The 16190-nt window shown below is 27.1% G+C and carries 17 protein-coding genes; 3 read left to right on the top strand and 14 right to left on the bottom strand.

Annotated elements, in window-relative coordinates; translation table 11 throughout:
• Positions 1-97: 97 nt before the first annotated feature.
• The 12 genes from F811_RS0108225 to F811_RS0108160 form a co-directional block, all read right to left on the bottom strand.
• Positions 98-778 carry a hypothetical protein gene (locus F811_RS0108225; protein ID WP_020004773.1) on the bottom strand — a complete coding sequence of 227 codons (681 nt, stop codon included), beginning with the start codon at positions 776-778 and terminating at the stop codon, positions 98-100.
• Positions 771-1988, bottom strand: a complete 1218-nt coding sequence (locus F811_RS0108220) for an ABC transporter permease (RefSeq protein ID WP_020004772.1) — start codon at positions 1986-1988, stop codon at positions 771-773. Before F811_RS0108220 ends, F811_RS0108225 begins: the two co-directional genes overlap by 8 nt.
• 309 nt (positions 1989-2297) lie before the next feature.
• Positions 2298-2972: an ABC transporter ATP-binding protein gene (locus F811_RS0108215; RefSeq protein WP_020004771.1), complete on the bottom strand. Its 675-nt coding sequence runs from the start codon at positions 2970-2972 to the stop codon at positions 2298-2300.
• Positions 2973-2974: 2 nt separating this feature from the next.
• Complete coding sequence (locus F811_RS0108210) at positions 2975-3757, bottom strand: hypothetical protein (RefSeq protein ID WP_020004770.1); 783 nt, start codon at positions 3755-3757, stop codon at positions 2975-2977.
• A 484-nt stretch (positions 3758-4241) separates the two neighbouring features.
• Positions 4242-4964, bottom strand: a complete 723-nt coding sequence (locus tag F811_RS0108200) for a hypothetical protein (RefSeq protein ID WP_020004768.1) — start codon at positions 4962-4964, stop codon at positions 4242-4244.
• A gap of 34 nt (positions 4965-4998) precedes the next feature.
• Positions 4999-5664 carry a hypothetical protein gene (locus F811_RS0108195; protein WP_020004767.1) on the bottom strand — a complete coding sequence of 222 codons (666 nt, stop codon included), beginning with the start codon at positions 5662-5664 and terminating at the stop codon, positions 4999-5001.
• Positions 5665-5684: 20 nt separating this feature from the next.
• Positions 5685-6695 (bottom strand): hypothetical protein, encoded by a 1011-nt coding sequence (locus tag F811_RS0108190; RefSeq protein WP_020004766.1) that lies wholly within the window; start codon positions 6693-6695, stop codon positions 5685-5687.
• A 90-nt stretch (positions 6696-6785) separates the two neighbouring features.
• The gene (locus tag F811_RS0108180; protein ID WP_020004765.1) at positions 6786-7442 is read right to left on the bottom strand and encodes a permease prefix domain 1-containing protein; all 657 of its coding nucleotides are present in this window, start codon (positions 7440-7442) and stop codon (positions 6786-6788) included.
• A gap of 3 nt (positions 7443-7445) precedes the next feature.
• Complete coding sequence (locus F811_RS0108175) at positions 7446-8090, bottom strand: permease prefix domain 1-containing protein (RefSeq protein ID WP_020004764.1); 645 nt, start codon at positions 8088-8090, stop codon at positions 7446-7448.
• Positions 8091-8126: 36 nt separating this feature from the next.
• The gene (locus F811_RS0108170; protein ID WP_020004763.1) at positions 8127-8456 is read right to left on the bottom strand and encodes a PadR family transcriptional regulator; all 330 of its coding nucleotides are present in this window, start codon (positions 8454-8456) and stop codon (positions 8127-8129) included.
• Positions 8457-8901: 445 nt separating this feature from the next.
• On the bottom strand, positions 8902-9366 hold the full coding sequence (locus F811_RS0108165; RefSeq protein ID WP_020004762.1) for a NanQ anomerase/TabA/YiaL family protein: 465 nt from the start codon (positions 9364-9366) through the stop codon (positions 8902-8904).
• Between the two features lie 90 nt (positions 9367-9456).
• Positions 9457-10353 (bottom strand): N-acetylneuraminate lyase, encoded by an 897-nt coding sequence (locus tag F811_RS0108160; RefSeq protein WP_020004761.1) that lies wholly within the window; start codon positions 10351-10353, stop codon positions 9457-9459.
• Between the two features lie 175 nt (positions 10354-10528).
• Here F811_RS0108160 and F811_RS0108155 point away from each other — a divergent pair, with 175 nt between their 5' ends.
• The 3 genes from F811_RS0108155 (at position 10529) to F811_RS0108145 (ending at position 12973) form a co-directional block, all read left to right on the top strand.
• Positions 10529-11617 carry a PP2C family protein-serine/threonine phosphatase gene (locus F811_RS0108155; RefSeq protein WP_026364385.1) on the top strand — a complete coding sequence of 363 codons (1089 nt, stop codon included), beginning with the start codon at positions 10529-10531 and terminating at the stop codon, positions 11615-11617.
• Between the two features lie 121 nt (positions 11618-11738).
• Positions 11739-12302: a hypothetical protein gene (locus F811_RS0108150; protein WP_020004759.1), complete on the top strand. Its 564-nt coding sequence runs from the start codon at positions 11739-11741 to the stop codon at positions 12300-12302.
• Positions 12299-12973 carry an ABC transporter ATP-binding protein gene (locus F811_RS0108145; protein ID WP_020004758.1) on the top strand — a complete coding sequence of 225 codons (675 nt, stop codon included), beginning with the start codon at positions 12299-12301 and terminating at the stop codon, positions 12971-12973. Before F811_RS0108150 ends, F811_RS0108145 begins: the two co-directional genes overlap by 4 nt.
• A 2-nt stretch (positions 12974-12975) precedes the next feature.
• On the opposite strand, the gene F811_RS0108140 is transcribed toward F811_RS0108145, so the two are convergent.
• On the bottom strand, positions 12976-13326 hold the full coding sequence (locus tag F811_RS0108140) for a PepSY-like domain-containing protein (protein WP_020004757.1): 351 nt from the start codon (positions 13324-13326) through the stop codon (positions 12976-12978).
• Positions 13327-13594: 268 nt separating this feature from the next.
• A complete protein-coding gene (gene gyrA / locus F811_RS0108135) occupies positions 13595-16099 on the bottom strand; it encodes a DNA gyrase subunit A (RefSeq protein ID WP_020004756.1) in 2505 nt (834 codons plus the stop codon).
• Positions 16100-16190 lie beyond the last annotated feature (91 nt).

Below are 16190 nucleotides of genomic sequence, written 5' to 3'. Positions count from 1 at the left end.
CGGGAAGGTGCTACAGCTCGTAGTTATTAATTCTTCTAGCAAACTCATAACTTTTAAATCCTACCGCCAAATATTATAACAAATTATAAAAATAAAACTACTTAAACAAACTAAAAAGCATTTTCATGTTTTCACTTCTAAAATATGAGCTTGAATAATTTGAAGGTACTGCACTTTCTATAGTGCATACTGTACTTAAATTAGTATTAATAATCAAATTATAAAACTCCATATCATTAAAAGCATTATTACTAATTTTATATATTCCTCTTTTTAATGATTTACCACTGTTATCAAAAAAATCTATACTATAGCCATTAGAAGTTTTTTTTAATACCGCCTTAGCATAAGGTACGCTTCTATTTTTCTTTACTAAATTTATCTCTTCTGAGCTTATCTCTTTTTCAATTTTATAATCATCAGTAAAGTTGATAGACATCAAATCATTCATATTGGCAGCACCTGTTACAACATAGCTACCTGAAATTTTTAAAGGCGAAACCTGCTTATCTCCCTGAACAAAAAATCCCTGATTATTAGCTAAAAATAAAGTTTTATTATCTTTTAAGTACATTAATTTATAATCTTTTCCAACTATCATATCAAAATTATTAATAGTTTTTCTGCCGTCCTTTATATCAGTAAATGTACCTGATAGTTTATAACTTTTGCCGCCTCTATTATAAATATTGACAAAATCATTAAATATATTCTCACTATACAAATTAAAAGATAAAATACTTATTATAAATAAAACTTTTAAAAATATTCTAAACATATTTTATAACCTCTATTATAGGCATTTTTATAACCTTTATTATTGGATAAATACCTGCTAAAATTGATACAGATAATACCCATGCAAATATTAAAACAGTATCTTTAAATGTTAGTAATAAACTTAAAGCATATCCGTCAGTAGCCCCCGGAAATTTCATTATAAAGTTTGAAGCATTAAGTATTCCAGAAGCACCGTAAGAAATAATTATTGAAATAACTGAACTTAATACTGCCATTATGATAATTTCCAAAAATAAAAGCAAAGTTACATTTTTTATATTTATCCCCAATGCCCGCATAGTACCAAACTCATTTAAACGCTCCAAAAAATTTGTAGTAAGCATCTGCATAACTGAAACAAATACTAATATGCTTAATACTCCCAAAGCTATTAAATAATTATTAGTATTCATATCAATTACAGAAAGCAAAAATGCATTCAAATCCTTCCAATCTTTAGCCTCATAATTCAAATTGTTTTCATTAAAATATTTGTTAAGGTTATTTTTTATTTCTTCAGCCTTTTTATAATCTTTTAAATATATAAGTAAATTATGAGCATCACCATATTCAAGACCAAATACTTCATATACAGCATTAAGAGGACAGTAAATAGTAATTGCATCTGAAGCACTATTATTTAATGATATCAAACCGACAGCCATTAAAGAACCTAAACTTATACCCTCTCCAAAATCAGTCATCAAATTTAAATAAGGCTCTTCATCATAATTGAGATTAAAAAACTCTCCTAAATCTTTACCTAGCACCATAGTATTAATATCATCATCAAATATAGGGGTGCCAGACTTTAAAGAAACTGATGACATGATTTTTGAAGGTTTTTCATAAGCATATCCTGAAAAGAATTTACTTTTACTTTCATTTCCAATAAGTCCGCTTATATCTAGTTTTTTCTGATAATCATTAACTTCATTTATAGTTTCAAGTTTTTTATAAATTATTTCAAAATCATTATCTTTAAGCATATTAATTTTTTCGCTTTTTTTATCCCAATATGATTTATCGGCTATTACAATGGAGCCTCCGCTTGTATTTATACTTGTAATAATGCCTTCTTTAGTAAAATTATTATATCCGCTTATCATCATAAGAGATACGAAAGACACTATAATAAGTATCATATTTAAAATTGTTCTGGTTTTATTATACCAGAGATTATCAAAAGCTAATTTTATTATATTCATTTATACATCCAAAATATATATTTAATTTTTAATATACACATAAATAATTATATTTTATCAATTTCTATTATGTTTATACAAAGTATCATCAACTTTTTTGTCGCTCAAAAAAGTTGCAAAAAACGCAAGTACTGCAGCCTTATATATTAAGAATATATAAAAACATAAATATCAACTTTATAAAATGCAGTTCTTTTGGTTCTTTTATATCAATAAAAGAACTGGAGTGCTGCATAGCACACAGCGTGGTGGGCAAAGCCATGCAAATATTTTAAATTAAAACATTAATGTTTATAAACTAAAATCATTTCAGTATATATTAAGTGTTACCTCTCCATCTCTCATAATGTATTTTGTATCAGCATAATTCTCTATCAATTCATCATGCGAAATAAAAAAGCCTATGCCGTTTCTTCTCTTTATAGTGTTTCTTATATATTCATAAATAAACTTGCTCGTATCAGTATCTAAATTCGCACTTATCTCATCGCCGAATATATAAGGGGCTTCGCTTACTAATGCTCTAGCTATGGCTACTCTCTGTTTCTGTCCCCCTGAAAGCTGTTCTGGTTTTTTCTTTTTTAAATTATCTATTTTTAAGTTTTCTAATATTTCATTAACTTTTTTATTTATATTAGAAGAACTTTCATTTAAAAATTTAAGAGGAAGTGCCACATTATCAAATACGCTCTGAGTTTTTAATAGCTCAAGCGACTGTAAAATAAGCCCAATGTTTAAAAGTCTGAAACTGCTTCTTTCTCTATCACTCAATCTTGAAACCTCTTTATCATTCCAATAAACTGCCCCCTCTGTAGGAATATCTATACTTGATAGTATGTGAAGAAGTGTACTTTTACCAGCTCCAGAAACTCCAGCAACCCAAACAATTTCTCCGTCTTTTATCTCCAAACTAATATTTTTATTTGCAGCTATATTATAATCTTTAGTCTTATATATTTTTGATATATTTTTGCATCTTATCATAATTAAAACTCAGAACCCTCCGCACTTAAAAATCCGTCATTACCTTTATCGTAAGAGTTTTTTAATAAATACCCGTAAAAACCTTTAGGATACATTTTCAAAGCATTATCCAATTCTTCAAATGCCTTATCTGTTTCATTTACTTTCATATATGCCATAGACCTGTAAATATAAGCTCTGTAAATCATATAATCTGGTAAACTGCTTGTATCATTTAATGATGTCATCACAGAATAGTATGCAGCATTATTATAAAAACTCAAAGTAGCTATCTGCCACATTCCATAAACCTGCTTTGCTCTTATATTATTTTTATTCTTTAATAAAGCCAAACGAGAATAAGTATACATATCAACAATCACACTGTAAGGATATTTTTTATTGAAAAAAGCAAGAGAAGTAAAAGAGTTAGCAAAATTAGCATAAGCTCCGTAAATATCAGAAGAGCCTTTTTTAAAAACCTTATCTTTTTTAAGATTTTTATATATATCCCCTAATATTTTATAATCCTCTTCAAAAGTTCCGCTTGCTATAGATACATTAGCCCATAGAGTATAGCATTCTATACTTAAATACATTTTCTCTTCTTCGCTTAAATTACTGTTTTTTATTCTGTTTAAAATATCTTTAGCCTCGCTCGTTCTTACAAGTCTCTCACCTGAATGATATTCATTATTTTTATTATCTATCTCTTTTAATATATTATTAGCTTCGCTTGAAATTTCAGCGTATAATCCGCATAAAAAGAAAGTATTAATAAAAATCAAAACAATCACTCTAAACATTTTAATTTCCTTATTATAGTAATTACAATTTTTTATTCTAACATTTGCAGGGCTTTGCCCACCACGCTGTGTGCTATGCAGCACCCTAGTTCTTTTATGACGTCTGTCCGCCCGTGGCGTAATATAAAAGAACCATACGAAGTACGCCTGTGGCGAAAAAACTGCATCTTATAAACCCACATTTAGGTATAGACAAAATATGGATGTTACCTTGTATTTTATACATATTCAAAATATATAAAGTTAAAAAACTTGCACTTTTTGCAACTTTTTGCGGCGGGAAAAAGTTGAATAAAAAAAATTGACAAACTTAAGAATTTTTAGTATATACTTAAAATTTTTCAATTTGTTGTTATTTTTCCTGTCGCATACTCTCTGCGGACTTCGTCAAAGAACCATACAAAGTACGCCTGAGGCGAAAGAGCAAATCATAGCTTTATATAATTGCAATACATATCACTATATTTAATAATTCTTAAATATATTAATTAAACATTCCTTTTCCTTTAGCATTCATATCAATAACATTTTTTATAAAAGCCCCCTCTGGAAATATATCTTTTGCCATTTTCATGTACTTGTCATAATTGGCTTTATCATTATTTTTAAAATATGCCTGAGAAGTCCATAAATAAACTATATGTTTTTCCCATTTCTCTTTGGCATTGCTTTCAGCCTTTTTAAATATTGGAATTGCTTTATCTATTCCGCCTCCTACAAACTCAGGACTGTATGCTGTAAGTATTGCCTTGCCCAAAAGTGAAGGAAAATGATTCGCATTGATTTTTAAAGCATTATCATAAATCTCTCCTGCTTTTGCTGAAAGTTTTATAACATCATTAAATGAAGAATAATTAATAGCACCGCTCATCACATCAGCAACAGAAGACATATAATCAGCATCTTTTTCTGAAAGTAACGGAGTATTTTTATTAATATTATCATTTAATAATTTATAAGCCTCTCTTTTACTTTTAGGATTCATATATATATCCATAAGCAAAATAAGATTTTCATAGGTTTGTTTTTCTATTTTTCCATAATTACCATTCTTTATTTTTTCTATAACAGCATTTAAATCCCCTTCTTTATTTGTATTAATCATATAATAAAGATTATAAAGTTCATTAAATTCTTTGCTGTATGAAAAAGCTGAAATAGTCAAAACAAAAGATAAAAATAAAACTGTTAAAATTTTTTTTATCATATTAAATCCTCCTTAAAGCAAAATACAATAAAAACTACTCATTATTAACATCATTATTCAAATTATTCGTATTAGCAAAAAATGCTTTGTCTTTTATCTTAATATAAATAAAATAAGAAATCATAACAGCTATAAAAGTACATACAACAGAAACAACATAAGTAACAATCTGCTGAATTATTATATCATTATTAATAGTTATATTATTTTTAATAAAGCTAAAAAAGAATGATGAAAAATTTAATCCGTTTATAACAAATCTTATAAATGCAATTATCAAAGCAGTTATTAAAGCCATACTAATATTAAAATCAATACCTTTATTTTTAATATAATTTTTGATAAAATAAATAGTCAAGCAAGTTAATATAATACCAGCTATATTAATAATAATACCAAAAATACTTTGAAATATCATATAAATCAAAGTTACAGGTGTAGAATCCAAAGTAGTAAACACTCTTATAATTTCAAACAATCTAAAAAACATATAATATAAAATACCAATCACTATTGAATAAATAGGAAAATATAAAAAAGCAGGAAGTATAAAAAATACACTAAATATAGTAGTACAAAATATAGCAATCATACCCAATACTTCTGAATTAAAAGGTATTAAATAAAATGATAAACTCAATGCTGTATAAAAGATTAAGCATACAAAAGAAAATATAATTTTGTTTTTAACATTTACCATAAATAATAAACTCCAAAATATTAAAACACTATAGTGCTTATTATCAAGTTCATAACCAAACTTTTATTATTATCAACACCGAAAGTTAATTGCAAAGGTGTTGAGCCGTAAAGGTTATATCCTATTCCTCCGCCTACTACGTACAATAAATTTCCTTTATCAATACTCGTTTCAAAATATTTTCCGTATCCCACATTCCCAAAAGCAACTAAGTATATATCATTAAAACCAGATGGAAGAAATCTCATAAAAAGTTTATATTCAAAATGAACAAATGTAAGAAAATCCATATTTTTAAGATGAGCTTCTAAATTACTTAAAGGCATCATCATAAGAGAATATAAATATTTAAACCCTATAGAATATTTTTTATTACTTTTATCAAAATAAGCACTGTATCCTATATAAGGCATAATCCCAAGCTCTCCCCAATAATGAAAGAATGAATAAGGCATACTAGCTGAAACATTATATGAATACTGATTTTCATTAGGTATAATACTTGCACCTACTCCAGCATTGAATTTTAATTTATTAACTCCGTCATCAACAAATGTAGAACTTAAACCGACACTTTGATTAATCTTAAAAATAGAACTTAATCTGTAAACCTCCCTCTCAGAAGAAAGTATCTTTCCTATATTCATTCCATAATAAATCATTACATTATCAAAAGAATATCCTAATTTTAATTGTCCGTAATATTCCAAATCTTTATAATTAAATGTAGAAAAAGGAGGCGTTATTCCTTGTTTGTAATTCAAATCTATAAAAAATCTTCTGTATCTATACTCCATTCCAATATTAGCAAATATTCCAAATGATGACTCAGAGCCGTAATCAAAACTTATTCCTACACGAGGTACATATACAAAATGTGAATTCTTTTTATATGCATATCCTAAATCAACAGAAAATGGAAATCCAAAATAATTATAACTATAATGAAAACCTGATTTTACAAAATCATTCTGTGCAAAAAGGAAACTTGATAATATGCTGAACAAAATTAATATTCTAAATATTTTCATAAAATATAAATCACCTACTATTTATCTTATATTACTATTATAACATAAGTATTATGTCTGTCAATATACTTTGTATAAAATATTACAAATTTATTTTTTATATTCAAATATCTTACTCCTAAATAAATAATAATCTGCAATTATAGAAATAGTCCAATTTAATATTCCAATAAAAGCCCAAGTAAACCATAAATAATGATTATATTTAATAGTAACAATATTTATAACAAGCATTACTGCTGAATAAATTATAACCGCAATAATAGAGTTTTTTAAATTAATTTTATAAATATCATAACTATACTTTCTTATTTTAGGTTTGATATTATCAGAAAAATTCCAAAGCGAATAAATAACTATATAAATAAATAACATCAAATAAAAATAAGGCATAGTAAGTTTATATCCGATTTTAGTAGTTTCATTAAAAATACTTACATTCTCTATAATCAAACCCAAAATAAAAACCAAAAAAGCTGTAGAAAAAGAAGATATTAAAGCTGTTAATATTTTTATATAAACATTATAAACAATTTTAGCATCTTTACTTATATCCTCAAAAACTTCATCAATATTTCCGAGATTCTCTATAGCTTTAGTGCATGCTTCTTCATACTTCATTCCATTTTTTACATAATCTTTTACTTTAGAATTTAGCATGTCTTTTATTTCATCTAACTGTTCAAGTACTTCTTTAGTATTTGGATATTTCTTTTTTATATTTTTATAAAACTCATTAATATTCATAAATCAGTTCCTTTTTGAATATCTAAAAAAACTATAAAAGAAAAATACAGTCAAAGGCCAAGATGAAGCATATATAATAACAAATAAAAACCAAATATGATGCGGGCTAAAAATAATATTAAATATAAATACAGATATTGCTATAATAAAAAAACCTATTATAGAATATTTTAAGTTTATCTTATAATCATTACAAGTATATTCAACCACTTCATATCTATTACGCATATTAATAAATGGTATAACTGTAGCTAATAAAATAGCAATTATTCCAGAAATAATAAAAAATATACTTGGAACTAATGAATTATTTATATAAGAAAAAAACAGTATATTATTATTTTTTAAAGAAATAAAGCATAATAATAAACTTAAAAAAACCATAATAAAAATATCAATAATACCTGAAAATAGATATAATTTATATTTATTAATTATTTTTGCATCCTTTGATAATTCTTCAAGTATAGAATCTATATCACCTAAAGATTTAATAGCATTGTTAAAAGCTTCTTTTTCATCTTTTCCATTATTAATATATTCTTCAGTTTTCATATATAAATAATTTCTAAGCTCTTCAATCTGATCCCTAACTTTTTGAGTATTAGGGTATTTCTTTTTTAATTCATTACAAAAATCATCTATCATAATACTTTCTCATAATATTTTCTATTGTATAAATATCTATTCAATATCAAGGAGTTTATCTATTATTTTTTTGGTAAAAAGCCATATATCTCTCTCTTCTTTTAAAAACTTTTTGCCTTCTTCTGTAATTCTATAATATTTTCTTCTTCCGCCCTGACTTTCATCACCCCAATAGCCTTCTATAAGTTTTTTATTTTCAAGCCTTCTTATAGCACTGTATAAAGTCTGACCATTAATCTCATATTCTCCATTAGTTTTATCAGTTATCAATTTAGAAAGCTCATAACCATAAGAATCATTATCTTTTAAAAAATGCAAAACGACAGCATCAATATGACCTCTTATAATATCGCTTTCTATATACATTATATTCTAAATCCTCATTCAATTAATAATTATAAATAAAAGTAAAGTAAATGTATAAATTTGTCAATAGCTTCATTAACTTGTTTAAAAACTCAATTTGTTAATATTTATAGTTTTTTAATTTAATATTTTTTTAATTATAGTTTGGGCTTTGCTGCTAATCACACAGTCGTGCCAAACCCAACTTCTTTTGCGACCGTAGGAAGTACCGTTAGGTATGGGTTTCCACAAAGAAGCAGGTACAGACCACAGTTGATAAGGTCCTAATATATTAAAATGATAAATTATACAAAATGTAAAACATAATTTAAAAAATTAGATAATTTAATACATAACCTTGTCAAATAGTTTTGAAACAAGCATATCATAGTTGTTTATGTATATATAAAAAAAGACTGACACTTAAAAGAAAGTATCAGTCTTTAATTTTATTATTAATTCTTACTTAAGCTTTATAAGGAACTTTTACTATAGCTTTTTTTACATGAGTTTTTCCTGTTTTTGGAGGAAGTCCTACTCTATGGGCATCATAAGGAAGAAGTATCAAAATTTCTCCTTGAGATAAAGTTAAACGTACTGTTCCCTCACCTTCCCAATCATGATAATCTGTTTTTTCATCATAAGTTTTAGGTTTTAAGGTAGAAGTATTTGCTATTATAAAATCTTCCGCTCCTTCAAAGATAATCTGAACATCAACAAATTTTAAATGTGATTCCCAAGGCGGATTATCTTTGTTATCATATTCTGTAACATTAATAAAAGCACCATCGCAAATTTCTTTGTCTAGTAAATGTTTTCCGTTAGGAAGTTTTTTTAATTCATCATAATGATCTCTAATATAGTTTTTTGCTTTCCATATAGTATCATGGAAATCCTGATTAAATTCACTTTTTATTGGTTTTAATATCATAAATAAATCCTTTAATAAATTATAATGCTGTTATGCACACGTGAACAACTATACTTAATAAGCATAACAGCAAAAAATAATACTTTTTAATTATAGTTTAGATAAATATTTATCAAACATATCTTTTAATAAAGATTTTTCAGTGTCGCCAAGTGGTTTTGAACCCATAGGAGCTCTGCAGTAAGAAACAGCGGAAGGATCGTAGAAAGTAATACATTCTTTAAGAGCTGGATATATACCTACTTTTAATAAAGTTGATATTACATCATTCATATCATGCTGAATTTTTAAAGCTTCTTCAAGATCTTTTTTTTCAACAGCTTCTATAACTTTTTTAGCCAATGGAGCTTGAATATTATAAGTAGAACCAATACCAGATCTTAAACCGTAAGAAGCATAAGCTATTAATAATTCATCAAAACCAGCCCACATCATTTTTGTAGGGAATTTTTGTTTTAATCTTTCAAGTAAGAACAAATCAGATGAAGTGTATTTTATACCCATTACTCTGTCATTTTCAAATAGTTTTCCAAAATCATCTAAAGATATACTGTTATTTGAAAGTGTAGGCAAGAAATATATAACAATAGGTGTTTTGCTTGTAGAGTTCAATATAGTGTTATAATATTTACTAATATCAGCAAAAGAGAATGGATAATAGTATGGAGTAACAGCAGAAATCAAATCATAACCTAATTCTTCAGCTTTATTTGCCATTTCGCATGCTTCATTAAGATTTAAAGTACCTACATGGGCAATAAGAGGAATTTTACCAGCCACCTCTTCTTTTGTTATTTCAAAAACTGCCATTCTTTCTTCTTTGGACATAAGAAGTCCTTCTCCAGTAGAACCTCCTACATATAAACCGTCTACTTTCATGCGGTCTATATTATGTCTTACGTATTTTCTTAAAACGTTTTCGTCCAATTTACCTTCTTTTGTAAATGGAGTCATTAGAGCTGATAATATACCTTCGCATCTATTCATATTACTTCTCCTTAAAAAAATTTATTAAGCGTTTATGTATGCTTAATATATCTATATTGTATAAAGTAAGTGTAATTTTTGCAATATCTATACTCTTTATTTTGCAAAAAATATTTGCAAACTATAATCTTTTTGTTATAATTCATTATTGTAATATAAAATTTTGTATATAATAATGAAAGATGAACGTATTTTAATGTTTTTAAAATTTATTTCTATAGTATTTCTAGTGCTATTTATACTTCTTAATATAGCTTCTATTTCATATTATGAAAATAAATTTATATTTATACTATTATTTATATTATTTATATTATTTTTCATTCCTTCATTTATACTTTACAAATATTTAACAAAAACGTATCTAATTAAAGATTATAAAGAAATAGAAGAAAAAACATCAGACGGTAAAATATACAGATTTTCAAAAATAAACAGTTCCACAATAAATGATTATCAAAAGGCGATAATAGACTTAAAAGAGAAAAACAGCTATATTTTAGGAAGATACGATGTACTTGATAATATAAAAAAACAATATAAAAGAGATATGAAAAAAGCGAGAAAACTGCAGCAATATATGATTCCTAATAAAATGCCTAATAATAATTATATTACTTCAGCATCATTGTATAAACCTTTTGAGGTAATAGGCGGTGATTTTTTTGACTATGTAAATATAGATAATAATAGAATACTTTTTATTATGTCTGATATAAGCGGTCATGGAGTAGAGGCAGCAATTATCACAGCTATGTTTAAAACAGCTTTTAGAAATTTAGCTTCTTCTTTCAAATCTGTAAGTTCTTTTTTGTACGATATAAATAATTATCTACTACAGATACTCCCAATCAACTATTATCTTACTATGATTATAGCAGAAATAGACTTAAAAAATAAAAAGCTCACATATTCAAATGCTTCTCATACCCCAATGCTTTTAGTAAGAGAAAATAGTATAAAGGAATTCAGCAAAGGCGGCACTATAATAGGGCTCTTTCCAAAAGCAAAATATGAGGAAGAAACTATTGATATAGAAACAAATGATATATTATTTTTTTATACTGACGGCGTAACAGAGGCTTCAAAATCAAAGAATAAATACGATTTATACGGCATAGACAGATTAAAAAAAGTACTTTATGATAATAGAAATGATAAAATAGAAAAAATAATGGAAAGTATTGAAAAAGATTTTTATGAATACCTTTCTTATATGGCTCCTGATGATGACTTTACTATTGCAGCATTCAAATTAAAATAAAAAATTATTATTTAAGTAATATACAATAATATCGATACTATATATAGCATAGTGTATATATTTTTATTTTACAAAGGTATTTGTAAATAGTTTAAATATTATTATTAATAGAAGGTTTGCCGTGTATAATTCTACTATTGGATACGCTTCCAAACTTATTAAAGGAAGTATGGTTTTTTCTATAGTGATATTTATTTCATTATCACAGATTATGACTATAACTTCAATATTTAGTTTGGTATGGAAATATGAGATTTTATTAAATGAAAATATACCTTTTTTCAGAGAGTTTTCTATATACTCACTATTTATAGGAATATTTATTGTAGGAGTGCTTTATTCGGCAATAACAAGTTCTTATATATTTGCAAAAAACAGCAGAATGTTTTCTACTTTGCGTATATTCGGAGCTACTAAATTAGCAATAAAAAAACTAGCAATGCTTATAAGTTTATTATACCCTCTTATATCTTTTGGTATATGTATAATAGAAGTAGGAATTTTATATTTAAGATACAGTTCTTATATATTAACTTTAATAGAATTTGCTGATGTTATTAACGGAGCATATATGATGCTTTTAGCCAATGCCGTTTTAATAATAGCCTTTATGATAGGAGCATTTATATCAAATTCAATACTTTTGCATAAAGATCCTTATGAGGATTTAAGAGGAACACTATGAACATAAAAATAATCAGTATATCAAAAGTTTTTCCTTTGGGCGTTACACAATTTAATGCATGCGAAGATATTAGTTTAGACATTAATCAGGGAGATTTTATCAGCTTTGTGGGACATACTGGAAGCGGTAAAAGTACATTACTAAGCATTATAGGTGCTATACTCAAACCTACAAGCGGAACTATATATTATGACTCCTTCAAATTAAATGGTGCTTCTGAAGATGTGCTTGCCAGCTTTAGAAGAGAATATTTTTCATATATATTTCAATATCCTGTTATCATACCAACTATAAGTGTTATAGATAATATATTAATGCCTCTAGCTTTTAAACATAAAATTACTGAAGAGAAAATTAAGCAGACAAAAGAAAATATAGAACTATTTTCTCTTAAAGATAAAATGAACTCTAAAGCTGCTAATTTATCAGGCGGCGAAATGAAAAAGGTAGCTATATTAAGAGCATTAGCCTACGGATGTAAATGTCTAATAGCCGATGAACCTACAAGCGACTTGGATCCTGCTACTACAAAAACATTAATGGAAATACTTACAACCATAAATAAACAAGGAACAAGTATCATTATGGTTACCCATGCTCATAATATTGCGGCTTATGCAAATAATGTTTATGAAATGTCTAATGGTAAAATTGTAAGATGCTTAAAATAAAATTATCTGCTGTATATATGCATCTCTAAATAATGATCTAGTATTACTCTATATGAATTAATGATTCGCCTTATCTCATTAATATCTAAATTTTCATTTTTATATTCTATTTCTAGTCTTTTTAATTTATCAATTTTTTCTTTTACAACTTCTGGAATAATATGCTCTGGAAGTCTTTTTTCACTGTTTATAGAAAGCCAATTGCCATCTTCATCAAATGTGATAAATATTTCATTATCAAGTTCTACTTTAAAAATATTATCAGTTTTTTCTAATTCTACTATTTCTGCTTTAAGAAATTTACTCTTTATAAATATTTCCGCCTTATAAGGTAATTCTAATTTTCTATCCATAATACAACCTCTAATATTATATTAACATTATCTATATTTTTATATTTTTAATAAGTAATTTTTCTGCATTTCTAATAAAAGAAAAAAGATACAGAAAAAAATATAATAATAAAATTGAAGATTAAAAAATAAAAAACTCTTATTTCAAATATTTCTAAACAATATATCTTTTATATGTTTAATATAACAAAACTTCATAAAAAATAATTAATTTTTTTAATAAAAAAGCCTGCATTCTTATATGAATACAGGCTTTATTTTTTACTACTTACTTTTTCTCCTCATTATCACAAGGTACAACAGCTAAATCGCTAACCTTAGCACCGTCAGAAATATTAACAATTTTTACACCCTTAGCATTTCTTCCAAGTTCTGGTATAGAATCAGCCTTTATTTTTATAGTCATATCATCAGTAGTAACAACCATTATCTCATCTTTATCGCCTACTGTTTTTACGCTTACAACCTTACCAGTTTTATTATCTGGTTTAATATAAATCTGACCCTTGCCTCCTCTTCCTTTAACATTAAACTGTTTAGAAGAAAGTCTTTTACCTATACCATTTTCTGTAATAACTATTAATGATTCACCTTTATGTATAGCATTTCCAGATACACAAATGTCATCATCATCTAAAGAAATACCTTTAACTCCAGCAGCAGACCTTCCCATCTTTCTGATTTTCTCTTCAGTTATTCTCAAAGCAAGACCAGTAGCTGTAGTCATAATAAAGTCATCTCCAGTCTGAACAGCAGAAACAGCCACAAGCTCATCATTATTTTCTAATGTTAAAGCAAGCACACCTCTTTTTTTAGCATTTTCAAGATGTTTTAACTCCATTTTCTTTATAGTACCCATTTTTGTAACCATAATAATAGACTGTTTAGGGTCAAACTCGGATACTGTAAAGTAGCTTGTTATTTTCTCTTCTGGTGCCAAATTAAGAATAAATTTAATACTTTTTCCCTGAGAAATTTTAGTTAAGGCAGGTATTTCATGAACTTTCATCCAGAAAGCCTTACCTCTATCTGTAAATATAAATAAATAATCTTTAGTAGAAGCAACGAATAAATGTTCTATATAATGCTCGCCCTGCGATTTACCGCCTTGAACTCCTACTCCACCTCTGCCCTGTGTACGATAGCTTGAAGCAGGTACTCTCTTAATAAAGCCCTGAGTAGTGATTGATACAGCCACATCTTCATCATGTATCAAATCTTCTTCATCTATCTCTGTATCATTAGTTTTTCCTATTATTTCGCTTCTTCTGTCATCGCCGTATTTTTCTGCTATTTTTTTAAGCTCATCTTTAATAACTGCAAGTATCTTTTCTGGATGTGCAAGCAAGTCCTCACAATAAGCTATAAACTCTCTTAACTGCTGTAATTCCTGTTCTATTTTTAATTTTTCTAAAGCAGTTAATCTTTTAAGCGGCATGTCAAGTATGGCCTGAGCTTGTTTTTCTGAAAGTTTGAATCTGTTCATAAGAGTTGTTCTTGCAGCATCAGTATTTTCGCTTTCTCTTATTATTCTTATAACCTCTTCAATATTAGCCTGTGCTATGAGTAAACCTTCTAATATATGAGCTTTAGCCCTAGCCTGATTCAAATCATATTCTGTTCTTTTGGTTATAACTTCAACCCTATGGTCAACAAAATATTTTATAAGTTCTTTTAAGTTTAAAACTTTAGGCTCACCATTAACTAAAGCAAGATTTATTATACCAAAAGTAGTTTCCAAATCAGTATGCTTAAATAACTGATTTAATACTATCTGAGTAGCAACGCCTTTTTTAAGTTCTATTATAAGACGAATACCAGCTCTGTTACTAGACTCATCTCTAATATCTGCTACACCTTCAATTTTGCCTTGTTTTACTAATTCAGCTATTTTTTCATGAAGAGTAGTTTTTACAACTCCATAAGGAAGCTCTTTAACTACTATAGCCTCTCTGTCTTTTTTTGTTTCTTCTATTTCAAGTCTTGCTCTTAATTTGATTCTTCCCTTACCAGTAGTATAAGCCTCTTTAATACCCTCTTTACCGTATATAATACCAGCAGTAGGGAAATCAGGACCTTGTATATAACGCATAAGGTCTTTAATTTCAGCGTCCTGATGATCTATATAATAAACAACAGCATTAACTACTTCTCTTAAATTGTGAGTAGGCATATTAGTGGCCATACCAATAGCAATACCCATACTTCCATTTACAAGAAGCTGAGGAACTGTAGCTGGAAGTACAGAAGGCTCAGTTCTGGAATCATCAAAGTTCGGAACAAATTTAACAGTTTCTTTTTCTATATCATTGAGCATTTCTTCTGCAAAACGAGTCATTCTAGCTTCAGTATAACGCATAGCAGCAGGCGGGTCATCATCTATAGAACCGAAGTTACCCTGTCCGTCTACAAGTAAATAACGCATAGAAAAATCCTGTGCCATTCTTACCATAGTGCCGTAAACTGCAGCATCTCCATGCGGGTGATAACGTGCCAAAACTTCACCTACTGTCGCTGCTGACTTCTTATATGGTTTGTCATGAGTAAGATTAGCATCATACATAGCATATAGTATTCTTCTATGAACTGGCTTAAGTCCGTCTCTTACATCAGGCAATGCTCTGGATACTATAACGCTCATGGCATAAGTTAAATAAGATTCTCTTAGCTCATTTTCTATTGAAATATGATCTACTCTTTTTAATATATCTTTTGTCAGTGTGGAATATTGTCTTTCTTCAGAATTATCAGTTTTATTTTTTTTTACTGCCATATATTACTATCCTTAAAAAAATATCGTATATTATACCATTTTAATACATAAAAATCAAACCATAATAATAGAAGAAAATTATTAAATTATA

The organism is Brachyspira innocens ATCC 29796, assembly GCF_000384655.1.
Lineage (GTDB): Bacteria > Spirochaetota > Brachyspiria > Brachyspirales > Brachyspiraceae > Brachyspira > Brachyspira innocens.
The sequence above is the reverse complement of the archived record's forward strand: the minus strand, read 5'-3'. Positions and strand labels throughout refer to the sequence as shown.